This window comes from Streptosporangium sp. LJ11 (assembly GCF_051918945.1).
In the GTDB taxonomy this organism is placed as follows: Bacteria; Actinomycetota; Actinomycetes; order Streptosporangiales; family Streptosporangiaceae; genus Streptosporangium.
Genome location: NZ_JBPXMB010000026.1, coordinates 85577 through 109161 on the forward strand (window position 1 = coordinate 85577; position 23585 = coordinate 109161).

Below are 23585 nucleotides of genomic sequence, written 5' to 3' on the forward strand. Positions count from 1 at the left end.
CGTACCGTCTGACCTGAACGGGGCGAGGCCCGGCATACCGGGCCTCGCCTCACCACGGGAACGGCGAGCGAAGGAGCGGCATGAAGGCGTCCACGATCGGTGCGTCGGTACTCGTCGTGCTCACCGTCCTGCTGGTCTCGCGATGTGTCGCCGCCGAGCCCCAGACCCATTCGGCCGCGAACCACCCGCCGGCGCGAAGCGGACCCGCCGCGCTCCCCACACCGACCGGAAGCGCGTCGGGCTCCTTCAACCGCACGGACATCGCGTGGCTGCAGCTGATGATCCCGATGACCGAGCAGGCGGTACGCCTGCTGGAACTGGCTCCCGGCAAGACCTCCGATCCGAGGCTCGAGCGGTTCGCCGAGGAGCACGTCGCCGATCGCCGTACGACACTCCGGAAACTGCGCGACCTGCTGCGGCGGTCCGGGGTGCCGGAGAGCAACGAGCACGAGGGGCATGACATCCCGGGCATGGTGATTCCCGACGACTTCGCGGCCCTGAAGCGGGCCGACGGCGCCGCGTTCGACCGGCTCTTCACCAAGGACGCGCGCGAGTACCTCACGCAGTCCGTCCTGGTCGCGAAGAGCGAGCAGAAATCAGGCGCCGACCAGGAGACCAAGGCGCTCGCCGCCGCCCTGGAGAGAACCCACGGCGGCCAGCTCACCCGGCTGGAGCCGTGAGAGGCGCCGCCCCCGACTCCGGTACGCGCCCGCACGCCGGCACGCGTACCCGGCGGCGCAGGGTCCCCGCCCGCCCGCCCGCGCGCCGGGCGCGGCCGTCCCTGGTCCTCGCCCTGATCTACGCGGGAGCCGTCGCGGCGACCGCGACGTGCTGGTCCGACCTGACCTCGGTCTCCGGGCTCACCGGGGCACTGGCCTGGGCGGGCAGGCTCACCGGCCTGCTCGCTGGCTACGCCTGCGCCGTCCTGCTGGGGCTGATGGCCCGCGTTCCCGCGCTGGACCGCGGGGTCGGGACCGACCGGCTGGCCCGCTGGCACGCGACGGGCGGCCGTCACACCGTCGTCCTGTCGGTGGCCCACATGCTGTTCGCCGTCGCGGCCCACGTGGCACGGTCCGGCGCGGGCGCGCCGGAGGCGGTCGCGGGGCTGGTCCTGGACGGCCCGGCCATGCTGGAGGCGACGATCGCCCTCCTGCTGCTGGTCGGCGTCGCGGTCGTCTCGGTGCGCGAGATGCGGCGCCGGATGCGGTACGAGACCTGGCACTACCTGCACTTCGTCACCTACGGGGCCGTCTTCCTCGGGTTCGGTCACCAGCTCACCGGCCCGGACTTCGCCGGCGGCGTCGTCATGAGCCTGTTCTGGTACGCGCTGTACGTGTCCGTCGCCGCCCTGCTGGTCTGGTACCGCTTCCTCACCCCCGTCCACCGCGCCCTGCGCCACGGGCTCCGGGTCGCCGAGGTGCGCCGGGAGTCGTCCTCCGTGGTGTCGGTCTACCTGACCGGCGAACACCTGGACGAGCTGGGGGCGGAACCCGGCCAGTTCTTCCGGTGGCGGTTCCTCGCCCCCGGCATGTGGTGGACGGCCAACCCCTACTCGCTGTCGGCACCCGCCAACGCCCGATTCCTGCGGATCACCGTCAAGGGCGTCGGGGACCACAGCCGCGCGCTGGCCGGGCTGCGGCCCGGCACCCGGGTGTGGGCCGAAGGTCCCTACGGCGCTCTCACCGCCGCGCGGCGCCGCAGGCCCCAGGTGCTGCTGGTGGGCGGCGGCGTGGGCATCAGCCCGCTGCGCGCGCTCTTCGAGACGCTGCCCGGCGAGGTGACCCTGGTCTACATGGCGCGCCGCGACGAGGAGCTGATCCTCCGCCACGAGCTGGACGCCATCGCCGCCGCGCGCGGCGCCACGATCCACTACACCGTGGACGAGCTGACCGGATCGTCCGGCGGGCGGAGCGTGCCGCTGACCGGGCGCGCCCTGCGAACCCTCATCCCCGGCCTGGCCGTCCACGACGTCTACCTGTGCGGCCCCGCAGGGATGACGGTCGCGGCACGCCACGCCCTGCGCCGCGCGGGCGTCCCCGGCCGCCGCATCCACGTGGAGTCCTTCGACTTCTGAGCGGCTCGCCCGGCTCCACCGGCGCGCGGTTGGCCGGGGTGGCGGTGCGGTCCGCCCGGTCCGCCCCGGCTCACCGGGGCGGCGGTGCCGCCGGCCCGGCCGGAGGGTCGCCCCGGCTCAGCTCGTGGGCGAGCCGCTCCAGCTCGGCGCCCCCCGCCATCAGGGAGGTGAGCTCCTCGGGGGTGATGTCCGCCTTGGCGTACTCGCCGAGGCTCGCCCCCCGGTTCAGCAGCAGGAAGCGGTCGCCGATCGGGTAGGCGTGGTGCGGGTTGTGGGTGATGAAGACCACGCCCAGGCCCCGGTCGCGCGCCTGGGCGATGTAGCGCAGCACGACGCCGGCCTGCTTGACGCCCAGCGCGGAGGTGGGCTCGTCCAGGATGAGGACGCGGGCGCCGAAGTGGACCGCGCGGGCGATGGCCACGGACTGGCGCTCGCCACCGGACAGGGTGCCGACGGGCTGGTCGACGTCGCGGATGTCGATGCCCATGGAACGCAGTTCCTCGCGGACCGTCCGCTTCGCCCCCGCCACGTCGAAGCGGCGCAGCGGCCCCCGGCCGAGCACGGGCTCGGAGCCGAGGAAGAAGTTCCGCCAGACCGACATCAACGGGATCATCGCCAGGTCCTGGTAGACGGTGGCGATGCCCTTGTCGAGCGCGTCACGGGGACTGGCGAAGGCGGCGGGGGCGCCGTCCACCAGGTACGAGCCGGAGTCGGGGGCGTGCATGCCGGAGAGGATCTTGATCAGCGTGGACTTGCCCGCGCCGTTGTCGCCGAGGACGCAGCTCACCTCCCCGGCGCGCACCCGCATGGAGACGTCCCGCAGCGCGATCACGCCGCCGAACGTCTTGCCCACGTCGCGGACCTCCAGCAGAGGCGGGGCGTCCGTTCCGCCCTCCGTCACGGTCTCGTCTCCCGTCACGGTCCCGTCTCCCGTCGCCGCCGCACGGCCCGTCACCGCCTCACGATCCGTCACGGTCTCGTCTCCCGTCACCGCTTCACCTCCTCCGCGTACCGGCGGACGAACCGGTTGGCGAGCGTGGCCAGCAGCAGCATGGCGCCGAGGAAGAACGTGAACCAGTCGGCGTCCCAGCCGGCGAAGACGATGCCCTTGTCCGCCATACCGAAGATCACCGCGCCCACGGCGGCGCCGATCGCGGAGCCGTAGCCGCCGGTCAGCAGGCAGCCCCCGATGACCGCCGCGATGATGTAGACGAATTCCTGGCCGACGCCGGAGCCCGCCTGCACCGAGGTGAAGCGCAGCGCCATGATCGAGCCGACCAGCCAGGCGGCCGCGGCGGTGGTCATGAAGAGCGCGATCTTCGTCCGTTCCGCGGGGACCCCGACCGCGCGGGCGGCCCGCTCGTCACCGCCCACCGCGAAGATCCAGTTTCCGGCCCTGGTCCTGGTGAGCACCCAGGTGGCCAGGGCGGTGACGGCCAGCCACCACAGGATCGCCACCCGGAAATCGGTCCCGCCGACCGGGATCGTCCCGGCGAGCACCGCCCTCACCTCCTCGTATCCCTCGGCCCGGCGCAGGCCGCCGACCTGCACGGTCCCGGTGAGGGCCTTGGTGACGCCCAGGTTGACGCCCTGGAGCATCAGGAAGGTGGCGAGGGTGACGATGAAGCTGGGCAGCCCGGTGCGGACCACGACCAGGCCGTTGAGGAAGCCGACGAGCAGCGCCACCGCCAGGGCTGCGAGCATCGCCGCCCACACCGGCAGGTCGTAGCGGGTGGCGAGGATCACCGTGACCAGGCCGACGGTGCCGGTGAGCACGCCGGCCGACAGGTCGAACTCGCCGCCGATCATCAGCAGCGCGATCGCCACCGCCATGATCCCGAGGGTTGAGGCCGGGTCCAGCCAGTTGGCCATGCCCTCGACCGAGCGGAAGACCTCCGACTGCCCCGCGAAGAACGCGAAGACCACGAGGGCGCCGACGACCGCGCCGAGTTCCGGCCTGATCAGCAGCCTGCGGGCGACCCCGGTCCCGGCCAGCCGCTCGTCCGCCACCGTCACCGGGTGCCGCTCTCGGCCAGCTCGGCCACCTTCGCGGCGTTGTCCCTGGTGACGAAGCCGGGACCGGTGTTGACCGGGAGCCCTCCGCCGACGGTGTTGAGGTTCTCCTTGTTGAGGGTCAGGAACGTGATCGGCAGCCAGCCCTGCAGGTACTGCTGCTGGTCGACCGCGAACAGGATCTCGCCGTCCTCGATGGCGGCGACCACGTCGGCCGACAGGTCGAAGGTGCCGAGCTTCGCCTTCGAGCCGCCGTCGGCGATGGCGTCGCGGGCGGCGACGGCCACCGCGGGGTTCAGGGTGAGGACGCCGTTGAGGGAGGTGTCCGACTGGAGCCTCGCCTTGATCTTGGAGGTGGCGTCGGCGAGGTTGCCCACGTCCACCTGGAGCCGCTCGACGGTGCCGCCCAGTCCCTGGGTCGCGCCGTTGCAGCGCTGGTCCAGCCCGACGTTCCCGGCCTCGTGGATCACGCAGAGCAGCTTGGTGACCCCCTCGGCCTTGAGCTTCTCCCCCGCGCCCCGGCCCGCCACGTCCTCCGACTGGCCGACGTGGGTGATCGCGCCGAACTCGCGGGAGACGTCGCCGCCGGAGTTGATGGTGATCACCGGGATCCCGGCGGTCACGGCCTTGCCGACGGACTCCTTCAGGGCGTCCGGGTTGGCCATGGAGACCACCAGGCCGTCGACCTTCTGGCTGACGGCCTGGTCGATGAGCTGTGACTGCCTGGCCGGGTCGCCGTCGCCCTGGTAGGTCACGGTGACGCCGTACCGTTTCCCGGCCGCCTCGGCGCCGTTCTTGACCACGTCCCAGAAGGCGTCCCCGGCGCTCGCGTGGGTGACGACGGCGAAGGTGCCGCCGCCGGCCGCCGGGGCGGGGCCGCTCGCCGCGCCCGCCGTCTCTCCGGAGGGCTGTTCCCCGGCCTGCCCCGCCGAACAGCCGGTCAGGGCGGAGATGCCCAGCACGGCCACCGCGACCAGCCCTGTCGTCCACTTCATCGGTACCTCCGCGCGTCGCCTCGCCGGATCTCCCCCGCCCCTGGTTTGTAACCAACGCATTACCTACATGTCAATGATTTGTCGTGACATTAGGACTTATGAAATCGCGGCGACGGCGCGCACCCGCCGGGATTCCCCTTCGTACCATGACATTCGCGCCCGCCACGGCCGGGGCTTTCACCGCTCGTCGGCGCGGCGGGCCGGCACGGCCCGCCGCGCGGCCCGCCGGGGCGTCCGCGCCGCCCACCCCGGCACGGCACGGGCACGTCATGGCATGTCAACGGCGTGTCGCGGCATGTCACGGCATCGCGGGAGGCCGCCTGACGGCGGTACGGGCGGGAGACCGTGCCGTCACACCGCAGGGCGCGGGAGAGCGAGGGCGAAGGTACGCGGGAGGCTCGAATCTGAAATACGGCGCGAGTATCCTGTTTATTCATAACGCGACAAAACTCTTCCCCAGCGATGAAATAGCGGAAAAGAACTCAGCGTTCACTGAACGGGACAACACCCTTCGCATCCACGACCTGGAGATAGGCGCCGACGACTGGAATCCCCGCAACCGGGAAGCCCTTTTGGATCACGGCGATCACACGGCAGGGCGCTTGCCTTCGCCGGAGAAGGGGCTATATTTACCAATAATCATAGTAGGGATTAAGGGTAATAACGATGCCCCTGCCGAATTTCCTCACGATCGGTGCTCCCAAGTCCGGGACCACCGCCCTGCACGCCGCGCTGGCCAGGCACCCGGGATTGTTCATGTCCCCGGTGAAGGAACCCAAGTTCTTCCTCAGCGACGGCCCTCCACCGACCAAGGGAGGACCGGGCGACGCGCAGACCTACCGCGAACACGTCTGGAGACGCGAGGACTACGAGGCCCTGTTCGACGCGGCACCGCCGGGAACGCTCACCGGCGAGTCGACCCCGTTCTATCTCTACGATCTGGCGGCGCAGCGGCGCATCAGGGCCGCCATCCCCGACGCCAGGCTCATCGTGGTGCTGCGCGACCCGGTGGAGCGCGCCCACTCCAACTGGACGCACCTGTGGTCGGCCGGGCTGGAACCGATCGGCGACGTGGTGCGGGCCTGCGCCGAGGAGGAGCGGCGGATCAGGGCGGGCTGGGCCCCGTTCTGGCACTATCGCGGGCTCGGCAAGTACGGTGAACAGCTCGAACACCTGTTCACCCTCTTCCCTCGCGAGCAGGTGCTCGTCTACCGCTACCGCGACCTGGTCGACCGCCCCGCCGAAACCCTCGACCGGATCTTCCGTTTCCTCGGGGTGGAGACCGGCGTGGTCACCGAGGTCCCCCGGGAGAACGTGACCGCCCACCCGGAGCCGACCCGCGGACACCGGGTGCTGTCGCGGGCGCTGCGCGTGGGATCGTCCGTGGGGCAGTTCCTGCCGGCGCGGATGAGCGTGGCGCTGACCGACCCGCTGGAGCGCAGGCTGCAGGAGCGGGCCCGCTCCCGCCAGCCGCTGACCTGGGACCAGCGGGAGAAGCTGATCTCCTACTTCACCGAGGACGTGGCACTGCTGCAGCAGGTGACCGGAGAGGACTTCAGCGACTGGCTTCGTCCCCGCGAGCGCTCCGGCGGGCTGGTGGGCGTCCGCCCCAACGGCCAGCGTCAGGCGCGCAACGGCCGCCCCCAGAGCTAGCGGAGCGATTCCAGGCGCCACCGAACGATCTCCCGGGACCGACGAGCCGATCCCGGGCGCGGACGGGCCGGCCCCGGACACGGACGGGCCGGGCCGGGAGCGACCGTACCGTGGCCGGCGCCGGGGCGGCCACGTGACGTGATCAGCGCAGTTCGGTGCGGAGCTCGTGCGCCCCGTCCGCGCGGGTGTACTCGTAGTAGAGCCGCCGCCCGCCGCCCGGCAGGTCCACGATGTCCAGGTAACGCAGGCCGCCGCCCGCGTACGGCGAGACCGCGACGGGCTCGGTGCCGAGCGGGGTCAGCTCCGCCGGGTCGGTGCCGGCCGCGACACCGGTCTTCTCCTCGTAGTTCTCCGACGCGGTGGCCCTGCCGTCGTAGAAGGCCACCACCCTGTCGCCGAGGAAGCGGACCGCCGCCACCCGCGCGCCCCGGGAGTCCCAGGTGCCGGGACGGCCACTGAGCGCGGTGCCCTGCCAGGTCCACTCGAGGCCGTCGGCGCTGGTGGCGTAGTCGGTCACCATCTGGTCGGCCTCGTCGGCCTCGTCCAGCGGGTGGCAGGAGGCCCACAGGTGCCACACGTCGTCCCGCAGCACGATCACCGGGTCCTTGACGCCGGTCTTCGGGTCGCCGGGCAGCACGACCTGCCGCTGCGAGGCCCGGAAGCCGGACGGGTCGTCGGCCTCCAGCACCTCGACCCGCCAGTGCTTGGTGTCGTAGGTGGCGCAGCTGAGGTAGAGCCTCCAGCGCCCCTCGGGCGTGCGGATCAGGGTGGGCCGCTCCAGCGACTCGGTGTCCATCTCCTCCCTGCCGATCGTGAGCAGGGTCTCGAACCGCTCGCCGTCGGTGGAGCGGGCGACGGCGACGGCGTAGCCTCGGCCCTCGCCGAGGGGGCGGCGCAGCCGGTAGGCGAGATAGATCAGGCCGTCGCTCGCCACGGCGCTCGGGGCACCGGCCCAGTGGCCGGCACCCGGCTGCGCCGGTTCGATCGCGACGGTGGAACGGTCGGGGTCGGGAAGGAAATCCTCGATTGTCACGACACCGAGATTAGGCAAGCCTTGGGTAGCACTCACGGAGAATCACCAATCATCATCACGAGCTTTGACACCCCTTGACGGCCAAAGGGCGCATCGTCCTTCGTTCCTCCGGCGCGAGAGGCACCGGCGGCCGCCGCCCCTCCACGACCGGATCGGCACGATCGGGCGTATCGGGGGATGACACGGTCCGGAGTGCCGGGGCGGCGCCGGGAGACGTGTCCGTGGCGCCGGGCCCGATGGAGGCCTCGATGCCCGACCGTACAGGGTGCGGGGACGTGCCTTTCACGACCGTCAGGACCGGCGGAGCGTCGCGCTCGGCAGCGGGATGGCGGGGAACGGGTTGTCCGGGGGCAGGACGAGCCGCCGGGCCTCCTGCGGGCGGGCGGTGGCGTCCAGGTGCAGGAGGGCGGCCCCGATCCCCGCCGCGCCGACCATGTAGCCGGTGTCGGCGGTCACCTCCCAGGGGCGCAGCCGCCGGTAGGCCTGGTACCAGCGGGTGCCCCTGCCGTCGTGGCCGGTGGCCCGGCCGATCAGGTTCTCCCCCAGCGTGCGGGCGAACTCCAGGTGCCGGCGGTGGCCGGTCGCCGCCCAGAGCCCGACGAACAGCTCCACCAGACCGGCGGTGCCGCAGCACTGGCAGGCCGAGTTCCAGGATCCGCCGCTCTGGCTGGCGGGGGCGCCACTGCGGACGATCCCCCTGGCCAGCCGCTCGGCCCACTCGAGGTCTCCGGCGTCGCCCGACACCCGGTGCAGTTCGTAGAACATCCGGGCGACCCCGGCCGAGCCGGAGCAGAAGCCCAGGTAGTGCAGGTCGCGGCCCTGCGGGATGTGGTGCGGCACCAGCGCGCACCGCTCGGTGACGGCGCTGACCGCGCGGACGAAGTCGGCCCCCCTGCGGGAGGCGCCGAGGAAGTCGCTCTCGCCGGTCACGCCGTACAGGCGGGCCAGCAGGAAGGCTGTCCCTGCGGTGCCGGACAGGAAGCCCGGGGTGACCGCGTCCAGCGGCAGGTCCGCGCAGGCGCCCTCGCCGAAGCGGTGGCCGGGGACGACGAGCGTGGCGATGCGGGCGCCTGCCTCGACGGCGACCTCCTGGTAGGCGGGCACCCCCAGGATGCCCGCGGCGTGCAGCAGGCCGAGGATGATCCCGCCGTCGCCTCGCTGCGCGGGGTCGCCGGTCCAGCCCAGGCCGTCGTCGATGGGGCGGGCGCTGCGCACGATGCGGTCGGCGACGGCGGCGGCCTCGACCTCGAAGGCCCCGTCGCCGGTGGCCCATCCGGCCTCGGCCAGGGCGAACATCACTCCGGCCAGGCCGTGGTGGAGGGAGAGGTCCGCCTGCTCCCGCCAGGTGGCGGCGAGGTAGCGGGCCCCGGCCCTGGCGTCGTCCAGATAGCCGTCGTCGCCGGTGGCCGCGGCGAGCTCCAGGAAGAACAGGATGATCCCGGCCGCCCCCGAGTACAGCGACAGGGGGTGGTCGGGCATGGCGGCCCGGCCCCGGGGATCGGGGTTGGCCCGCCAGTGACGCCCCCGCTCGTCGTCCACCGCCGCCGAACGAATCCAGCGCGCGGCCCCGACCGCGGTGGCCAGCGGGCTCTCGGCCTCCGGCTCCAGGCTCATGGCGGCTCCTTCGTACGGCGAGACAATCATTTTACCTGTATTTCCTACAGGATCAATAGGTAATGTGGTGGCCGACACGCGGAACCCGCCCGCGCGAGAGTCTCCCGTGCCGGCACGTCCGTGCCCCCGCCCGCCCACCGGCGCTCAGGCCGGGCGGCCGCGGAGGAGCAGGTCGCTCATGACCGACCCCGCCAGGTCGAAGCCTCCGACATGGGCGAGGTAGCCGCCGGGCTCGAAGACCGATCCGTCCAGCGGGATGAAGACGCCACCCGCCTGGCGGATCAGCAGCGACCCCGCCGCCATGTCCCACGGACTGACCCTACTGCCGTAGGCGACGTCCGCCCACCCTCCCGCGACGTGCGCCAGCTTGAGCGCGGTGCTGCCGGGGCGGCGCGTGGAGGCGAACGCCTCCACCATCCTGCCGAACCTGCGCAGCGCCTCCTCCCCGACCTCGGCCAGCTCCGAGGGGGTGGGATAGCTGGTCAGCAGCACCCCCTCCCGGTCGCGCGTGGCACCGGAGCTGCGCAGCCGCACGCCGTTGCACCAGGCCCCGCCCAGGTCGGCCCGGAACTCGTCGTCGCGCACCGGGTCGTACACCACCCCGGCGACCACCTCGTCCCCGACGGCGGCGGCGATCGACACGCAGAAGAACGGCAGCCCGGCGGCGAAGTTCGCGGTCCCGTCGATCGGGTCGACGTACCAGCGGATCTCGCCGGAGCCCATGCTGCCGCCCTCCTCCCCGATGATCGTGCTTCCCGGGACGCGCCTCTCGATGACCTCCCGGATGGTCGCCTCCGCGGCGTGGTCGTGCTCGGTCACCGGATCGTGGAAGTCGCTCTTGGTCTCGACCGCGGGACGCGACCTGAACGCCTCGCGGAGCCGGTCGCCCACCGCGCGGGCGGCCTCGACCGCGACGGCGGAGAGATCTGCTGCGGTGCTCTGATCCATGCTTCCTCCATTGACGCGAATCCGGCGCGTGAACCCGGTGACGCGAGCCCGGTGGTACGAACCCGATGGTACGAACCCGGTGATACGAGCCCGGCGAGGCGAGCCCGGTGACACGAACCCGGTGCGCGGACCGCCTCCCATCCTGTACGAGGACACCGGCCCCGCACGCGTCCGCCGGGCACCTCGACGGACCCTGGCCGGTTTTTGTCAAGACATTCTGATGTCCGCTAGCCTGACGGCGCGGCGTGTCAACCGGGAGGGCGAATGACGGCGCAGCTCGCCATCGATCTCGACCGGTCCAGCCCGGTCCCGCTCTACTTCCAGGTGGCCGAGCAGATCTCCGAGGCCATCCGCCGCGGCGAACTGCCCCCGGGGTCGCGGCTCGACAACGAGATCCTGCTCGCCGACCGGCTGGGCCTGTCGCGTCCGACCGTCCGCCAGGCGATCCAGTATCTGGTCGACAAGGGCCTGCTGGTGCGTAAGCGGGGCGTCGGCACCCAGGTGGTGCACGGCCAGGTCAAGCGTTCCGTCGAGCTGACCAGCCTCTACGACGACCTGCGCAGGGCCGGCCAGGAGCCGGCCACCAGGGTGCTGGTCCTGGGGCCGGCCCCGGTGGAGGAGGAGGTCGCCGCCGTCCTCGGCGTCGCGCCCGGCACCGAGATGCTCCGCCTGGAGCGGATCCGCTACGCCGCAGGGGAGCCGCTGGCCCTGCTGTACAACTGGCTGCCCTCCGGGCTCGCGCCGCTGACCGCCGAGGGCCTCCAGGAGCGCGGGCTGTACGAGATGCTCCGCGCCGCGGGGGTGCGGATGCGCGTGGCGAACCAGCGTATGGGGGCGCGGGCGGCCACGGCGGCCGAGGCGAGGCTGCTCGGCGAGCGGCGCGGGGCCCCGCTGCTCACGATGGTCCGCACCACCTACGACGACCAGGGCAGGGCCGTCGAGCACGGCTCCCACGTCTACCGCGCCTCGCACTACTCCCTGGAGGTCACGCTCATCGAGCGCTGACCGGGCGAGGAGAGCACGCTCACCGAGCGCCGGCCGGGCGAGGAGAGCACGCCCGCGGGGTGGGTGACGGCGGGGATCACCGAGGTCAAATCTGTCCCAAACCACCGGCGCGCGACAGTGCCCGACGCGTGATGATTCGTCCCTTGGGGATGTCATATGCGTATTCACTGCTCAGGAAGCCCGCCGTATGACCCCAGATCCGAGACAAGACTATGCGCGGCCGGAAAGATGAGTGGGCGGCGGTCCTCGCCCTGCTGGGAGGCGTCACGTCCGCGACCGGGAGTGTCATGCTCGTCGAGGGCGAACCGGGGACGGGCAAGTCGCTGCTGCTCGCCGAGGCCACGAGCGTCGCGACCGCGCGGGGCACGGCGGTGGCGAGCGGGCGGGCCGACGAGCTGGGACGGCTGACCCCGCTGGGACCGCTGCTGGCCGCGCTCGAGGGGTCGCCGACGGCCTCGATGCCCGTGACCAGGAGCGCCTTCCCCGACGGGCCGGGGCTGCTGCTGTGGCTGGCCGAACAGGTCCGGACCTCGCTGGAGCGGAGGCTGGCCTCGGGGCCGTTGCTGGTGGTGCTGGACGATCTCCAGTGGGCCGATCCCGCCACGGTGATGGCCCTGCGGACGATGCCCTCGCGGCTGGCCTCGTACCCCGTGGCGTGGCTGCTGGCCTGCCGCGACACCCCGGGACGCGGCGAGGCGGGACGGCTGTTCGACCTGCTGGAGGAGGAGGGGGCCACCCGGATCGTCCTGTGTCCCCTCGACGAGGGGGCGGTGGCCGAGGTCTCCGCCGACATCCTGGGCGCGGCCCCCGGGGAGGGGCTGGCGGCGCTGGCCGCCCAGGCCGGCGGCAACCCGCTCCTGCTCGCCGAGCTTCTCACCGGGCTGCGCGAGGAGGACGCCATCCTGGTCGAGGACGGCGTCGCCCGGCTGGCCGGGATCACCCCCGCCGGGGCGGTGCTGCCCCGGCGCCTGCACACCGCCGTCCGGCGGCGCCTGGACGAGCTCGGCACCAGGACCCGGTACCTGCTGGAGGCCGTCGCGGTGCTCGGACGCTCGTTCACCCCGGCGTACGTGGCCGAGATGCTCGGTGAGACCCCGGCCGCGCTGCTTCCCCCGCTGGAGGAGGCGCTGGCGGCCGGGGTGCTCGTGGCCACCCGCGACGAGCTGACGTTCCGGCACGAGCTGGTGTGGCGGTCGATCGTCGACGAGGTGCCGGCGCCGGTACGGCGGGCCCTGCGGGAACAGGTCGAGCGCGCCGCCGTGGCCCGCGGGCCCCTCGCGCCCCGCGGCGGCGCCGGCGGGACGGGGAGGCTCGTGGACCTGGCCCTGCTCGCCTGGGACGAGGGCGCGCTCTCGCGGGGACTGGACCTGGCGCGCGAGGCCGTGGAGCGACCGGCCCGCGGCCGGCGCCGGCAGCCGAGGGCGGTGCTGGCCTCGATGCTGATCGACCTGTGGCTGCTGGACGAGGCGGAATCGGCGACGGAGAGCGCAGCCGAGGAGGCCGACGCCGAGGGCGAGCCCGCCTGGGCCGCCGAGATCCCCGTCCTGCGCGCCCGGCTGGCCCTGGCCGCGGGCCGGCTCGGCGGCGCGATCGAGCATGGGGAGGCCGGCCTGGCCGCCGCCGGGACCCTGGACGCCCCGCTCCTGGCCTCCTCGGCCCTGTCGGTGCTCGGCACCGCGTCGCTGCGGTCGGGCGACCTGCCGGGAGCCGTCAGGTACATGGAGAGGGACCTGGTCAGGTCGGCACCCGGCATACCGCCGTGCACCCGGCTGCGGTCGGAACTGGCGGCCGGGCGGATCAGCGAGGCGCGCGACGGCGCGGCGGGCGGTATGAGCTCGCTCGGCGGGATCTACGACGCGCTGCCCCGGCACATCGGGGCGCTGACCGGCGAGCCCACGTCGGCGGCGTGGCTGGTGCGGGTGGCGATGGCGGTGGACGACCGGCGCAGGGCCGACGCCGTGGTCGGCGCGGCCGAGGACATCGCCTGGCGCAACCCCGCCCTGCCCGGCCCGTCGGCGTCCGCCGACCACGCGCGAGGGCTGCGGGAAGGTGACTCCGAGGCGCTGGGCCGCGCGATGGCCGGGCACGCCGACCCCTGGGCCAGGGGGTCGGCCGCGGAGGATCTCGGCGTGCTGCTCGGCGCGGGCGACGGCTGCCGGGACCTGGCCGTGGAGAACCTGAAGACCGCGCTGGCCTGCTACGGGGCCGTGGAGGCCGCCCGGGACGCGGCGCGGGTACGTGGCAGGCTGCGGCTGCTGGGCGAGCGACGCCGCCACTGGGCCAGGACCGACCGTCCCGTGTCGGGGTGGGCCAGCCTGACCGGCACCGAGCAGGCCGTCTGCGACCTGGTCTCCCAGGGGCTGACGAACCGGCACGCCGCCGAGCAGATGTTCATCAGCGAGCACACCGTCGCCTTCCACCTGCGGCAGGTCTTCCGCAAGCTGGGCATCCGCTCGCGGGTCGAGCTGGCCAGGCTCGCGGCGGAGGAGAACGGCCACCGGCGCCCCCTCCGAGATCCTGCCTGAGGCCCGGCCGGGCGGGAACGGTCCTCTTCAGCCGCTCGACGGGGACCGCCAGACCTCGCCCGCCTCGCAGACCACCGACGTCAGGCACGCCCTCCGGCCGGTGATCACCCCGAGCTCGCCCAGGAAGCGGCCCGGCCCGTGGATCCACAGGACCCGCTCGTCCTCGACGACGGCCGCCTTGCCCGTGAGGATGACGACGAACTCCGGGTGCTCCTCACCCTCCTTGATCAGGAGCGCACCCGTCAGGACCGGCCTGCGGACACCGTGGGCCGCGAGCGTGGCGATCTGCACCTCGTCCAGGCGGGGAAACGCCCCCTGGTGGTCCGAAGTTTCGGTGAGCGCGTCCATCAGTTCCTCCCGAGGGGACCGTCGCCTTTAGGCGACGGGGGAATCGGGAGCGGGAGGGCCGCCAAGGCCCGAGCGTGCAGCGACCCGTCTGACTTGCGCATCAGAGTTCTCCGTTCGTCGCCACAGCAGATGTGCGGCACTGTTATAACAATCGTGTGACTCGTCAGGTGCGCACCTCCCCCGGCGCGGCGTACGACCTCGGATACCACGTCGTGTGGTGCCCGAAGTACCGCCGCCCGGTTCTGGACGGTCGGGTGAAGACCCGCCTGGAAGAGTTGATCCACGCCAAGGTCGACGAGCACGGCCGGCAGATCCTGGCGCTTGAGGTGATGCCCGACCACGTGCGCCTGTTCGTCAAGCCGCACCCGAAAAACTCTCCGTCGTACGTGGCCAACCAGTTCAAGGGCTTCACCTCCCACCACCTGCGCGCCGAGTTTGCGCACCTGCGCTCCCAACTGCCCACACTGTGGTCGCGGTCGTACTTCGTGATCACGGTTGGCGCGGTGTCCGCCGAGACGGTGCAGCGCTCCATCGAGACTCAGTACGAGCGCATACCCAAGGGACAGGGCCGTGCGTAGGTCCTACAAGTTCCTGCTCCGTCCCACCGTCAAGCAGACGGTGGCGCTCACCGCATGCCTTGAGGACCACCGGCAGTTGTACAACGCCGCGCTGGAGCACCGCCGCACCGCCTACCGCACGGCAGGCGTGAACATCCGGTACGGCGACCAGTCGGCCGACCTCAAGCACATCCGCGCCGAGGACCCCGAAGGCCAGGGCCAGTGGTCGTTCTCCTCCCAGCAGGCCACACTGCGCCGCCTGGACACGGCGTTCGCCGCGTTCTTCGCCCGCCTCAAGGCCGGGCGCACACCGGGCTTCCCGCGTTTCAAGGGGCGCGGCTGGTTCGACACGGTGACCTGGCCGAAGGACGGCGACGGCTGCCGGTGGGACTCCCAGCCCGAGCACCCCACCGTGACGTTCGTCCGCCTTCAAGGCATCGGCCACGTCCGCGTCCACCAGCACCGGCCGGTCAAGGGCCGGGCGAAGACGATCGGTGTCAAGCGGGAGGGCTCGCGTTGGTACCTCGTGCTGTCGTGCGACGACGTGCCCGCCCAGACCCTGCCTCCGGCGGGCGCGGTCGTCGGCCTGGACATGGGCGTCGCCTCGCTGGTCATCACCAGCGACGGCGAGCACCTGGCCAACCCGCGTCACCTGACCGCGTCCGCCGAGCTGCTGGCCGCCGCCCAGCAAGACCTGGCTCGCAAGAAGCGCGGCTCCAAGCGGCGACGTAAAGCGGTGGCGCGGCTCGCCGCCCTGCATGCCAAGGTCCGGCGGCAGCGCCTGGACGGCGCGCACAAAGCCACGCTCAGGCTGGTCCGCGACTACGACGTCATCGTGCACGAGGACCTGCGGATCGCGAACATGACCCGCTCGGCGTCCGGCACGCTCGAAGCGCCCGGCACCAACGTGGCACAGAAATCCGGCCTCAACCGGAGCATCCTGGACGCGGGTTGGGGAGTGTTCCTGCGAGTCCTCGCGGACAAGGCTGAAAGCGCCGGTCGAGAGCTGGTCGCGGTGAACCCCGCCAACACCTCCCGCACGTGCGCCCGATGTGGGCACTGCGCGCAGGAGAACCGCGTCACCCAAGCCGAGTTCGCCTGTACGGCGTGCGGGCACACCGCGCATGCCGACGTGAACGCGGCGATCAACATCTTGAGGGCAGGGCTTGCCCTTCGCGACGTCGCGCAAGCGGCCTAGCGAGAAGCCGCTCCCTTCAGGGAGCGGAGGAGTCACCTCAGCCGCTCCTCTCACCCACCGGCGTGATCGCGCCCTCCGCCCACGCGCGCGGCGCGGCACCCGCCGTCGTCCGCTCCTTCTTCCCACAGTCCCGGCATCGCACGATATTTGATGACATGACCGGCCCTTCTCATCCGTAGGTGACGGCGAGCTCGTCCCCGGCGAGGTCCACCCGGACCACGGCTCCCTCCTCCGCCTCTCCCGACAGGAGCGCGCGGCCGATGCGCGTCTCGACCTCCCTGGCGATGAACCGGCGCAGCGGGCGGGCGCCGTACACGGGGTCGTAGCCCCGCTCGGCGATGTGCCGCAGCGCCGCCTCGGTGACCTCCAGCCGGATGCCCCGCTGGTCGAGGCGGTTGCGCAGCTCGACGAACATCAGGCCGACGATGCGCTCGATCTCCTCGGGGGTGAGCGGCTTGAAGATCACGATGTCGTCGACGCGGTTGAGGAACTCGGGGCGGAAGTGGGCGCGCAGCTCGGCCATGACCTGCTGCTGCGCCTCGGGCTTGATCTCCCCGCTCGACGTGACGCCGTCGAGGAGGTACACGGAGCCGAGGTTGGAGGTCATGATCAGGACGGTGTTGCGGAAGTCGACGGTCCTGCCCTGCGCGTCGGTGAGCCTGCCGTCGTCGAGCACCTGCAGCAGCGTGTTGAAGACGTCGGCGTGCGCCTTCTCCACCTCGTCGAAGAGCACAACGGAGTACGGCTTGCGCCGCACGGCCTCGGTCAGCTGGCCGCCCTCCTCGTACCCGACGTAGCCGGGGGGCGCGCCGACGAGGCGGCTGACCGTGTGCCGCTCCTGGTACTCGCTCATGTCGATGCGGATCATGTTGTCCTCGGTGTCGAAGAGCGCCTCCGCGAGCGCCTTGGCCAGCTCCGTCTTGCCGACGCCCGTCGGTCCCAGGAAGACGAACGACCCGATCGGGCGACGCGGGTCCTTGATGCCGGAGCGCGCCCGGATGACGGCGTCGGCCACCAGCCGTACCGCCTCGTCCTGGCCGATCACCCGCTCGTGCAGGATCTGGTCGAGCCGCAGGAGCTTCTCGCGCTCGCCCTCGCGCAGCCGGCTCACCGGGATGCCCGTCCACCGGGAGACGATCATCGAGATCTCCTCGTCGGTGACGACCTCGCGCAGCAGGCGCGACGTGCCCTGCTTGGCGGACAGCCGCTCCTCCTCGGACTCCAGCCGCCGCAGCAGCTCGGGCAACCTGCCGTGCCGCAGCTCCGCGGCGCGGTTGAGGTCGTAGCCGCGCTCGGCCCGCTCGGCGTCCGCGCGTACCTGCTCCATCTCCGCGCGCAGGGCCTGGACGGCGCGCAGGGCGTGCCGCTCGGCCTCCCACTGCGCCCGCATGGCGTCGGTCTCGGCGTGCAGGTCGGCGAGCTCCCTGCGCAGTTCCTCCAGCCGGGTCCCGCTCGCGGAGTCCTCCTCCTTGGCGAGCGCGGCCTCCTCGATCTCCAGGCGCATCACCCTGCGGGTGAGCTCGTCGAGCTCGGCGGGCATCGAGTCGATCTCCGTACGGAGCATCGCGCACGCCTCGTCCACCAGGTCGATGGCCTTGTCCGGCAGGAAGCGGTCGGAGATGTAGCGGTGACTCAGCACGACGGCCGCCACCAGCGCGCTGTCCTGGATCTTCACCCCGTGGAAGATCTCCAGGCGCTCGCGCAGGCCGCGCAGGATGGACACGGCGTCCTCGACCGACGGCTCGTCGACCATCACCGGCTGGAACCGGCGCTCCAGGGCGGCGTCCTTCTCGACGTGCTTGCGGTACTCGACGAGGGTCGTCGCCCCGATCATGTGCAGCTCGCCGCGGGCCAGCATGGGCTTGAGCATGTTGCCCGCGTCCATGGCGCCCTCGGCGGCTCCGGCGCCCACCACGGTGTGCATCTCGTCGACGAAGAGCAGGATCCGCCCCTCGGCGGCCTTGACCTCGTTGAGCACCGCCTTGAGCCGCTCCTCGAACTCCCCCCGGTACTTGGCCCCGGCCACCAGCGAGCCCATGTCGAGGCTGAAGACCGTCTTGCCCCTGAGCCCCTCCGGCACGTCCCCGTGGCTGATCCGCAGGGCGAGGCCCTCCACGATGGCGGTCTTGCCCACCCCGGGGTCGCCGACGAGGACCGGGTTGTTCTTGGTCTTGCGGGACAGGATCTGGATGACGCGGCGGATCTCGGCGTCGCGCCCGACGACCGGGTCGAGCCTGCCCGAGAGGGCGTCCGCCACCAGGTCGCGCCCGTACTTCTCCAGCGCCTCGTACGCCACCTCGGGCATCGCGGACGTCACCCGCTGGTTGCCGCGGGTCGCGGTGAGCGCCTTGAGGAAGCCGTCCCTGGACAGCCCCTGCTCGTGCAGCAGCCGCCCGGCGGAGGCCGAGCTGCCCTCCTCGATCAGGGCGATGAGCAGGTGCTCCACCGACACGTACTCGTCCTTCAGCCGGTCGGCCTCCCGCTTGGCCGTCTCCAGCAGGCGCGAGAGCCGCTGCGTCACGTAGACCTGGCCGGGCGAGACGCCGGGGCCGCTCACCCGGGGGCGCCGGCCCAGCTCCGCCTCCAGCTCGGTCCTGAGCCGGTCGGTGTCGACGTTCGCGTACGAGAGCAGGCGGGGTGTCAGCCCCTCCGGCTGGTCGAGCAGCGCCAGCAGCAGGTGCTCGCCGTCCACCTCGGTGTGCCCGAAACGCAGGGCCTTGGTCTGCGCGTCGTGCAGCGCCTCCTGCGACTTCTGTGTCAGCCGGTTCATGTCCACGGCGAGCCTCCGATGGGTCGGGAACGACCGCGCTGGGCGGCCTCCAGGTCGGCGATGCGGTCCAGCAGGTCCAGTACGAGGCCGATCGCCGCGTAGTTGATCGAGAACCCGGCCCTCAGCCGCCGGACGCGCGCCATGGCGAGCACCTGGGAGGGCGGGAGCCACAGGTGCCCGGAGGCGTCGGTCCAGGCGTCGAGCACGCCCAGCACGACGAGGCGCCGCACCAGCTCGGGGTGGGTTCCCGTCGCCCTGGCGAACGTCTCCAGATCCAGGCGCTCGGGCCTGGCCAGCTGGTAGGCCCTGGCCGTCTCCCGCGAGGTCTCCTCCCGAACCTCCCGCCGGGTCTCTCCCCGGGCCTCCCGCCGGCGGGAGGCCGCGCCCTCGCCGGAGGCGGGCCCTGCGCGTTCTCCGTCCGCCGGGTCCGCCGGCGGGCGGGCGGGGCGCGGGTCCGGACGGGGCGTTCCGCGCTCCGGGAACGGGTGGGTCATCGCCGCCTCCTCGGGTCGAACGCGGAGACCGCGGCGAGCTGCTCGAACAGCCGCCGCTCCTCCTCCGACAGCCGGTCCGGGACCATGATCCGCACCTCGGCGTACAGGTCACCGGCCTTGTCGCCGCGGCCGGGCATCCCCCGGCCGCGCAGCCTCAGCCGCCTGCCGCCGGACGTCCCCGGCGGCACCTTGACCTTGGCCTCGCCCCCGGGGGTGTCGACCACGACGGGGGCGCCGAGCGCCGCCTCCCACGGGGTGACCGGGAGCAGGACGTGGAGGTCGCGTCCCTCGATCCGGTATCGGGGATGCGGGGCGATCCTGACGATCAGGTAGAGGTCGCCCGCGGGCGCCCCGTCGCCGCCCCGGCCGCCCTGCCCGGCCAGCCTGATGCGCTGCCCGTCGACGACGCCCGGCGGGATGTCGATCCGCAGCCCGCGCGAACCGACGGTGACGGAGCGAGGCCCGCCCCGGTAGGCCTCCTCCACGGTCAGGACGATCTCGGCCTCCTGGTCGGCGCCGGGTATCGGCCCCCAGTTCGCGCCGGACCGGCCTCTCCTGCCGGAGAACAGCCCTTCGAGGAGGTCGTCGAGGTCGACCCCCTCCTGGAAGCCGCCGAAACCCGCGCCCCCGCCCCGGGCACCGGCCCCGCCCCGGCCCGCGCCCGCCGCGCGTCTCCCGGCGCGTGCCCACGTCTCCGGGTCCACGTCGTCGGGCACCTGGCGGAACTCCGGCCCGAACGCGTCGTAGCGGCGCCGGGTCCCGGGGTCGGACAGCACGCTGTAGGCCTCGGAGACCTCCTTGAAACGGTCCTCGGCGGACGGGTCCTTGTTGACGTCGGGGTGGTTGGCCCGCGCCAGCTTGCGGTAGGCGCGCTGGATGTCCTCCTGGCTCGCCCCCCGCCGCACGCCGAGGATCTCGTAGAAGTCCCGGTCGGGGGGCATCATGCCCCCTTGGCCACCACGACCAGCGCGGGCCGCAGCAATTGTTCGCCGTCCCCGTAGCCGGGCCGCACCACCTGCAGGACCGTGCCGTCGGGAACGCCCTCCCGCGAGAGCACGCCCACCGCCTCGTGCCTGGCCGGGTCGAACACGGTCCCGGTGTCGTCGCGGCGCGCGTATCCCAGGCGGGACACCACCTCCTGCGCCTGGTCGCGGATCGCCCGCATCCCGGCGACGATGGAGCCGGGATCGGTCTCCGCGTGCTCCAGGGCGCGGTCCAGGTTGTCCAGGACGGGCAGCCACTCCCCGGCGGCCCGCGCCCGCTCGTCCGACCGCGTCCGCTCGGCGTCCCTGCCGACGCGCTTGCGCAGGTTGTCGAGGTCGGCGAGGGCGCGCCGCCAGCGATCCTCGAGATCGGCCACCATGGCCTGGAGCTCCAGAACGCGCTCCTGGAGGCCGTCCGAGACGTCCGGGGCATCCGGGGCGTACCCGCGCCCCTCCTGGACGTCCGGCCCCTGGTCACGCGCCTCCCGGTCACGCGCCTCCTGACCACCGCGCCGGGTCTCGGACCCCTGAGCGCCCTGAGGTCCCCGGGGTCCGTGCCGGTCGGGGGGCCGGTCGGGGGGCCGGTCGGGGGGCCGGTCGGGGGGCCCGTCGTGGGCTCGCGCCTCCCGGTCGTCCTCCCGGTCGTACGGCTCCCGGTCCCGCGGTTCCCGGCCGGGCGGGTCGTACCCGCCGCGCGGATCCCCGTCACGGCGCGGGACGTGCCGGCCACGCCCGGGTGTCTCACTCATCGGTCGTGAACTCCGCGTCGATGACGTCGTCGTCCCGGCCGCCCGGGGAACCGGACGCCCCCGCGGCCCCCGGGCCGCCCGGGGCGCCGGAGCCGGCCGCGCCGAGGCTGTGGTAGATCTGCTGGAGCTCGGCGGTGAGCGAGCGGACCCGGTCGAGCGGGGCCTCCTGCTTGATCGCGTCGCGGGCGTCGTGCGCCAGCATGTCGGCCCGCGCCCTCTCGTGGACGGGTACCGAGTCGCCCAGCTCCGTCAGGCGGCGCTCCACCTGGTAGGCGGCGCTGTCGAGCTCGTTGCGCGCGTCCACCACCTGCCGCATCCGCTGGTCCTCCTCGCGGTGCCGCTCGGAGTCGGCGACCATCCGCTCGACCTCGCTCGTGTCCAGGTTCGAGCTCTCGCTGATCGTGATGCGCTGCTCGGCGCCGGTGTCCTTGTCCTTGGCCGAGACGTTCAGGATCCCGTTGGCGTCGACGTCGAAGGTCACGTCGACCTGCGGCACGCCGCGCGGGGCGGGCCGGATGTTCTCCAGCCGGAACCGGCCCAGGGGACGGTTGTCGGCGGCGCGCTCGCGCTCGCCCTGCAGCACGACGACGTCCACGGCGCTCTGGTTGTCCTCGGCGGTGCTGAACGTCTCGGAACGGCGGGCCGGGATGGTCGTGTTCCGCTCGATGACCTTCGTCATCACCCCGCCGAGCGTCTCGATGCCGAGGGAGAGCGGTGTCACGTCGAGCAGGACGACGTCCCTCAGCTCGCCCTTGATGACGGCGGCCTGGACCGCGGCGCCCAGCGCCACGACCTCGTCCGGGTTGACCGTCATGTTCGGCTCCTTGCCGCCCGTCATCCGGCGTACCAGGTTCTGCACGGCGGGCATCCTGGTCGAGCCGCCCACCAGGATCACCTCGTCGATGTCGTCGGCGGTGAGCTTGGCGTCGGCCATGGCCTGCTGGACGGGCCCCTTGCACCGTTCGAGCAGGTCGGCGGTGATCTCCTCGAAGGTCGAGCGCCTGAGCGTGGTGTTCAGGTGCTTGGGGCCCGAGGCGTCCGCGGTGATGAAGGGCAGGCTGATCTGCGTCTGGGTGACCGCCGACAGCTCGACCTTGGCCTTCTCCGCGGCCTCGAACAGCCGCTGCAGGGCCTGCGGGTCCTGGCGCAGGTCGATGCCGTTGTCCCGCTGGAACTCGTCGGCGAGGTGGTCGACGATGCGCCGGTCGAAGTCGTCGCCGCCCAGGTGGGAGTCTCCCGCGGTCGCCCGCACCTCCACGACGCCGTCCCCGATGGCGAGGACGCTGACGTCGAAGGTGCCTCCGCCCAGGTCGAAGACGAGCACGGTCTCGCTCTCCTGGCGGTCGAGGCCGTAGGCGAGCGCCGCCGCGGTCGGCTCGTTGATGATCCGCAGGACCTCCAGGCCGGCGATCTTCCCCGCGTCCTTGGTGGCCTGGCGCTGGGAGTCGTTGAAGTACGCGGGCACCGTGATGACCGCCTCGGTGACCTTCTCCCCCAGGAACCTCGAGGCGTCGTCCACGAGCTTGCGCAGGACGGCCGCGGCGATCTCCTCGGGCGCGTGAAGCCTCTCCTTGATCTTGAAGCGGACGGCTCCGTCGGGCCCGGGGACGACGTCGAACGACACGGCGGTCAGCTCGCTGGCGACCTCGTCGTGACGGCGGCCGATGAAGCGCTTGGCCGAGTAGATCGTCCCCTTGGGGTTGAGGATCGCCTGGCGGCGGGCCAGTTGCCCGACCAGGCGCTCACCGCTGTCGGTGAACGCCACGACCGAGGGCGTCGTCCGCGCCCCCTCGGCGTTGGGGATCACCGTGGGCTTGTCGCCCTCCATCGTGGCGATCACCGAGTTGGTGGTGCCCAGATCGATTCCGACTGCTTTGGACATGCTGCCCTCCTGTGCGCTGTGGCCCCCGGCGCTCGCCGGGCGGCCCGGCGGCGGGCACGGGACGGCGGCGCGGGCAATGCCGTCCGCGCCGTCCGCGCCGTCCACGCCGTCCACACCGCCCGCGCCCCGTCCGTGCGGGCTCGGTTCGGGGGGCGCCGGTCAGATCTGCTGGTGCATCTGCTGGGACGTGCCCACGTCGAGCAGCCTGCGCGCCTCGGCGGCGTGCGGGGCCGCGACCAGCACCTCGTAGCGGTCGGCGACGATCGCGCTCGACGAGAGGAAGTCGCGCTTGCCCCCGGTGAGCGCGTGGCCGACCAGTCCGAAGATCGCTCCGGCGATGGCGCCCCAGATCAGGCCCCACAGGACCAGGATGAAGGGGAACCGCCCGGGAGTGAAGATCGCGAAGAACAGGCCGATCAGCAGTCCGAACCAGGCTCCGGTCGCCGCGCCCATCCCCGCGGCGCGAAGATAGGTCAGCCGCCCGAGCACCTGCTCGACGAGCCGGAGACCGACTCCGACGATCATCGTGTGCTCGACCGGGAACTTCTGGTCCGACAGCCTGTCCACGGCACGTTGTGCCTCGGCGTAGTTGCCGAAATCCGCCACCGTCTCGTGGCCGGTCAAACTGATGTCAGGTCGCATGGCACTTCCCTTCGACGGGCACCCGCGAGGTGAATCCGTACGCGATCCACCCTGACCCCGCGACGGCGCCCCCACATCCCCAGACCTGACAGTCATCACCTG

The 23585-nt window shown here is 72.6% G+C and carries 20 protein-coding genes; 7 read left to right on the forward strand and 13 right to left on the reverse strand.

The annotated features are described in order from the left end of the window. The first annotated feature begins 80 nt into the window (after positions 1-80). Together ACTOQ3_RS33015 and ACTOQ3_RS33020 are read left to right on the forward strand one after the other, a co-directional pair. Positions 81-680 (forward strand): DUF305 domain-containing protein, encoded by a 600-nt coding sequence (locus ACTOQ3_RS33015; protein WP_440087370.1) that lies wholly within the window; start codon positions 81-83, stop codon positions 678-680. Further along, positions 677-2074, forward strand: a complete 1398-nt coding sequence (locus tag ACTOQ3_RS33020) for a ferredoxin reductase family protein (protein ID WP_440087371.1) — start codon at positions 677-679, stop codon at positions 2072-2074. Before ACTOQ3_RS33015 ends, ACTOQ3_RS33020 begins: the two co-directional genes overlap by 4 nt. Before the next feature lie 70 nt (positions 2075-2144). On the opposite strand, the gene ACTOQ3_RS33025 is transcribed toward ACTOQ3_RS33020, so the two are convergent. The 3 genes from ACTOQ3_RS33025 to ACTOQ3_RS33035 form a co-directional block, all read right to left on the reverse strand. Beyond that, positions 2145-2993: an ATP-binding cassette domain-containing protein gene (locus tag ACTOQ3_RS33025; protein ID WP_440087427.1), complete on the reverse strand. Its 849-nt coding sequence runs from the start codon at positions 2991-2993 to the stop codon at positions 2145-2147. A gap of 68 nt (positions 2994-3061) precedes the next feature. Further along, on the reverse strand, positions 3062-4090 hold the full coding sequence (locus ACTOQ3_RS33030; protein WP_440071463.1) for an ABC transporter permease: 1029 nt from the start codon (positions 4088-4090) through the stop codon (positions 3062-3064). After that, on the reverse strand, positions 4087-5082 hold the full coding sequence (locus tag ACTOQ3_RS33035) for a sugar ABC transporter substrate-binding protein (protein WP_440087372.1): 996 nt from the start codon (positions 5080-5082) through the stop codon (positions 4087-4089). Before ACTOQ3_RS33035 ends, ACTOQ3_RS33030 begins: the two co-directional genes overlap by 4 nt. 666 nt (positions 5083-5748) lie before the next feature. Here ACTOQ3_RS33035 and ACTOQ3_RS33040 point away from each other — a divergent pair. After that, the gene (locus ACTOQ3_RS33040) at positions 5749-6735 is read left to right on the forward strand and encodes a sulfotransferase family protein (RefSeq protein ID WP_440087373.1); all 987 of its coding nucleotides are present in this window, start codon (positions 5749-5751) and stop codon (positions 6733-6735) included. A gap of 142 nt (positions 6736-6877) precedes the next feature. Here the strand turns inward: ACTOQ3_RS33040 and ACTOQ3_RS33045 are convergent, their stop codons facing one another. From ACTOQ3_RS33045 to ACTOQ3_RS33055, 3 genes are all read right to left on the reverse strand, one after another. Further along, the gene (locus tag ACTOQ3_RS33045; protein WP_440087374.1) at positions 6878-7768 is read right to left on the reverse strand and encodes a hypothetical protein; all 891 of its coding nucleotides are present in this window, start codon (positions 7766-7768) and stop codon (positions 6878-6880) included. A gap of 291 nt (positions 7769-8059) precedes the next feature. After that, a complete protein-coding gene (locus ACTOQ3_RS33050; protein WP_440087375.1) occupies positions 8060-9382 on the reverse strand; it encodes a lanthionine synthetase LanC family protein in 1323 nt (440 codons plus the stop codon). A gap of 144 nt (positions 9383-9526) precedes the next feature. Further along, positions 9527-10330 carry an inositol monophosphatase family protein gene (locus ACTOQ3_RS33055; protein ID WP_440087376.1) on the reverse strand — a complete coding sequence of 268 codons (804 nt, stop codon included), beginning with the start codon at positions 10328-10330 and terminating at the stop codon, positions 9527-9529. 264 nt (positions 10331-10594) lie between these two features. Here ACTOQ3_RS33055 and ACTOQ3_RS33060 point away from each other — a divergent pair, with 264 nt between their 5' ends. Together ACTOQ3_RS33060 and ACTOQ3_RS33065 are read left to right on the forward strand one after the other, a co-directional pair. After that, a complete protein-coding gene (locus ACTOQ3_RS33060) occupies positions 10595-11335 on the forward strand; it encodes a GntR family transcriptional regulator (protein ID WP_440087377.1) in 741 nt (246 codons plus the stop codon). A gap of 212 nt (positions 11336-11547) precedes the next feature. Then, positions 11548-13860, forward strand: a complete 2313-nt coding sequence (locus tag ACTOQ3_RS33065) for an AAA family ATPase (protein ID WP_440087378.1) — start codon at positions 11548-11550, stop codon at positions 13858-13860. A gap of 27 nt (positions 13861-13887) precedes the next feature. Here the strand turns inward: ACTOQ3_RS33065 and ACTOQ3_RS33070 are convergent, their stop codons facing one another. Beyond that, positions 13888-14208, reverse strand: a complete 321-nt coding sequence (locus ACTOQ3_RS33070; RefSeq protein ID WP_440087379.1) for a Crp/Fnr family transcriptional regulator — start codon at positions 14206-14208, stop codon at positions 13888-13890. Between the two features lie 155 nt (positions 14209-14363). On the opposite strand from ACTOQ3_RS33070, the gene tnpA reads away from it, so the two are divergent. Further along, positions 14364-14786 (forward strand): IS200/IS605 family transposase, encoded by a 423-nt coding sequence (gene tnpA, locus ACTOQ3_RS33075; RefSeq protein ID WP_440087380.1) that lies wholly within the window; start codon positions 14364-14366, stop codon positions 14784-14786. Beyond that, positions 14779-15963: an RNA-guided endonuclease InsQ/TnpB family protein gene (locus ACTOQ3_RS33080; RefSeq protein ID WP_440087381.1), complete on the forward strand. Its 1185-nt coding sequence runs from the start codon at positions 14779-14781 to the stop codon at positions 15961-15963. The genes tnpA and ACTOQ3_RS33080 overlap by 8 nt, the downstream gene beginning before the upstream one ends. A 169-nt stretch (positions 15964-16132) precedes the next feature. Here the strand turns inward: ACTOQ3_RS33080 and clpB are convergent, their stop codons facing one another. The 6 genes from clpB to ACTOQ3_RS33110 all read right to left on the reverse strand — a co-directional run bounded on the left by clpB (position 16133) and on the right by ACTOQ3_RS33110 (position 23483). Continuing rightward, positions 16133-18733 carry an ATP-dependent chaperone ClpB gene (gene clpB, locus ACTOQ3_RS33085; RefSeq protein WP_440087382.1) on the reverse strand — a complete coding sequence of 867 codons (2601 nt, stop codon included), beginning with the start codon at positions 18731-18733 and terminating at the stop codon, positions 16133-16135. Then, complete coding sequence (locus ACTOQ3_RS33090) at positions 18730-19227, reverse strand: chaperone modulator CbpM (protein ID WP_440087384.1); 498 nt, start codon at positions 19225-19227, stop codon at positions 18730-18732. The genes clpB and ACTOQ3_RS33090 overlap by 4 nt, the downstream gene beginning before the upstream one ends. Next, on the reverse strand, positions 19224-20171 hold the full coding sequence (locus ACTOQ3_RS33095; protein ID WP_440087385.1) for a DnaJ C-terminal domain-containing protein: 948 nt from the start codon (positions 20169-20171) through the stop codon (positions 19224-19226). Before ACTOQ3_RS33095 ends, ACTOQ3_RS33090 begins: the two co-directional genes overlap by 4 nt. Then, on the reverse strand, positions 20168-20959 hold the full coding sequence (gene grpE, locus ACTOQ3_RS33100; protein WP_440087386.1) for a nucleotide exchange factor GrpE: 792 nt from the start codon (positions 20957-20959) through the stop codon (positions 20168-20170). The genes ACTOQ3_RS33095 and grpE overlap by 4 nt, the downstream gene beginning before the upstream one ends. Further along, entirely contained in the window at positions 20952-22841 is a 1890-nt protein-coding gene (gene dnaK / locus ACTOQ3_RS33105; RefSeq protein ID WP_440087387.1) for a molecular chaperone DnaK, read from the reverse strand. The genes grpE and dnaK overlap by 8 nt, the downstream gene beginning before the upstream one ends. Positions 22842-23000: 159 nt before the next feature. Beyond that, the gene (locus ACTOQ3_RS33110; RefSeq protein ID WP_440087388.1) at positions 23001-23483 is read right to left on the reverse strand and encodes a general stress protein; all 483 of its coding nucleotides are present in this window, start codon (positions 23481-23483) and stop codon (positions 23001-23003) included. Between the last annotated feature and the right edge of the window lie 102 nt (positions 23484-23585).

Coding starts and splice junctions, on each gene's coding strand:
- ACTOQ3_RS33015 (WP_440087370.1), top strand. CDS start 81: ATGAAGGCGTCCACGATCGGTGCGTCGGTACTCGTCGTGCTCACCGTC.
- ACTOQ3_RS33035 (WP_440087372.1), bottom strand. CDS start 5,082: ATGAAGTGGACGACAGGGCTGGTCGCGGTGGCCGTGCTGGGCATCTCC.
- ACTOQ3_RS33040 (WP_440087373.1), top strand. CDS start 5,749: ATGCCCCTGCCGAATTTCCTCACGATCGGTGCTCCCAAGTCCGGGACC.
- ACTOQ3_RS33050 (WP_440087375.1), bottom strand. CDS start 9,382: ATGAGCCTGGAGCCGGAGGCCGAGAGCCCGCTGGCCACCGCGGTCGGG.
- ACTOQ3_RS33055 (WP_440087376.1), bottom strand. CDS start 10,330: ATGGATCAGAGCACCGCAGCAGATCTCTCCGCCGTCGCGGTCGAGGCC.
- ACTOQ3_RS33060 (WP_440087377.1), top strand. CDS start 10,595: ATGACGGCGCAGCTCGCCATCGATCTCGACCGGTCCAGCCCGGTCCCG.
- ACTOQ3_RS33065 (WP_440087378.1), top strand. CDS start 11,548: ATGCGCGGCCGGAAAGATGAGTGGGCGGCGGTCCTCGCCCTGCTGGGA.
- ACTOQ3_RS33070 (WP_440087379.1), bottom strand. CDS start 14,208: ATGGACGCGCTCACCGAAACTTCGGACCACCAGGGGGCGTTTCCCCGC.
- clpB (WP_440087382.1), bottom strand. CDS start 18,733: ATGAACCGGCTGACACAGAAGTCGCAGGAGGCGCTGCACGACGCGCAG.
- ACTOQ3_RS33090 (WP_440087384.1), bottom strand. CDS start 19,227: ATGACCCACCCGTTCCCGGAGCGCGGAACGCCCCGTCCGGACCCGCGC.
- ACTOQ3_RS33095 (WP_440087385.1), bottom strand. CDS start 20,171: ATGATGCCCCCCGACCGGGACTTCTACGAGATCCTCGGCGTGCGGCGG.
- grpE (WP_440087386.1), bottom strand. CDS start 20,959: ATGAGTGAGACACCCGGGCGTGGCCGGCACGTCCCGCGCCGTGACGGG.
- dnaK (WP_440087387.1), bottom strand. CDS start 22,841: ATGTCCAAAGCAGTCGGAATCGATCTGGGCACCACCAACTCGGTGATC.
- ACTOQ3_RS33110 (WP_440087388.1), bottom strand. CDS start 23,483: ATGCGACCTGACATCAGTTTGACCGGCCACGAGACGGTGGCGGATTTC.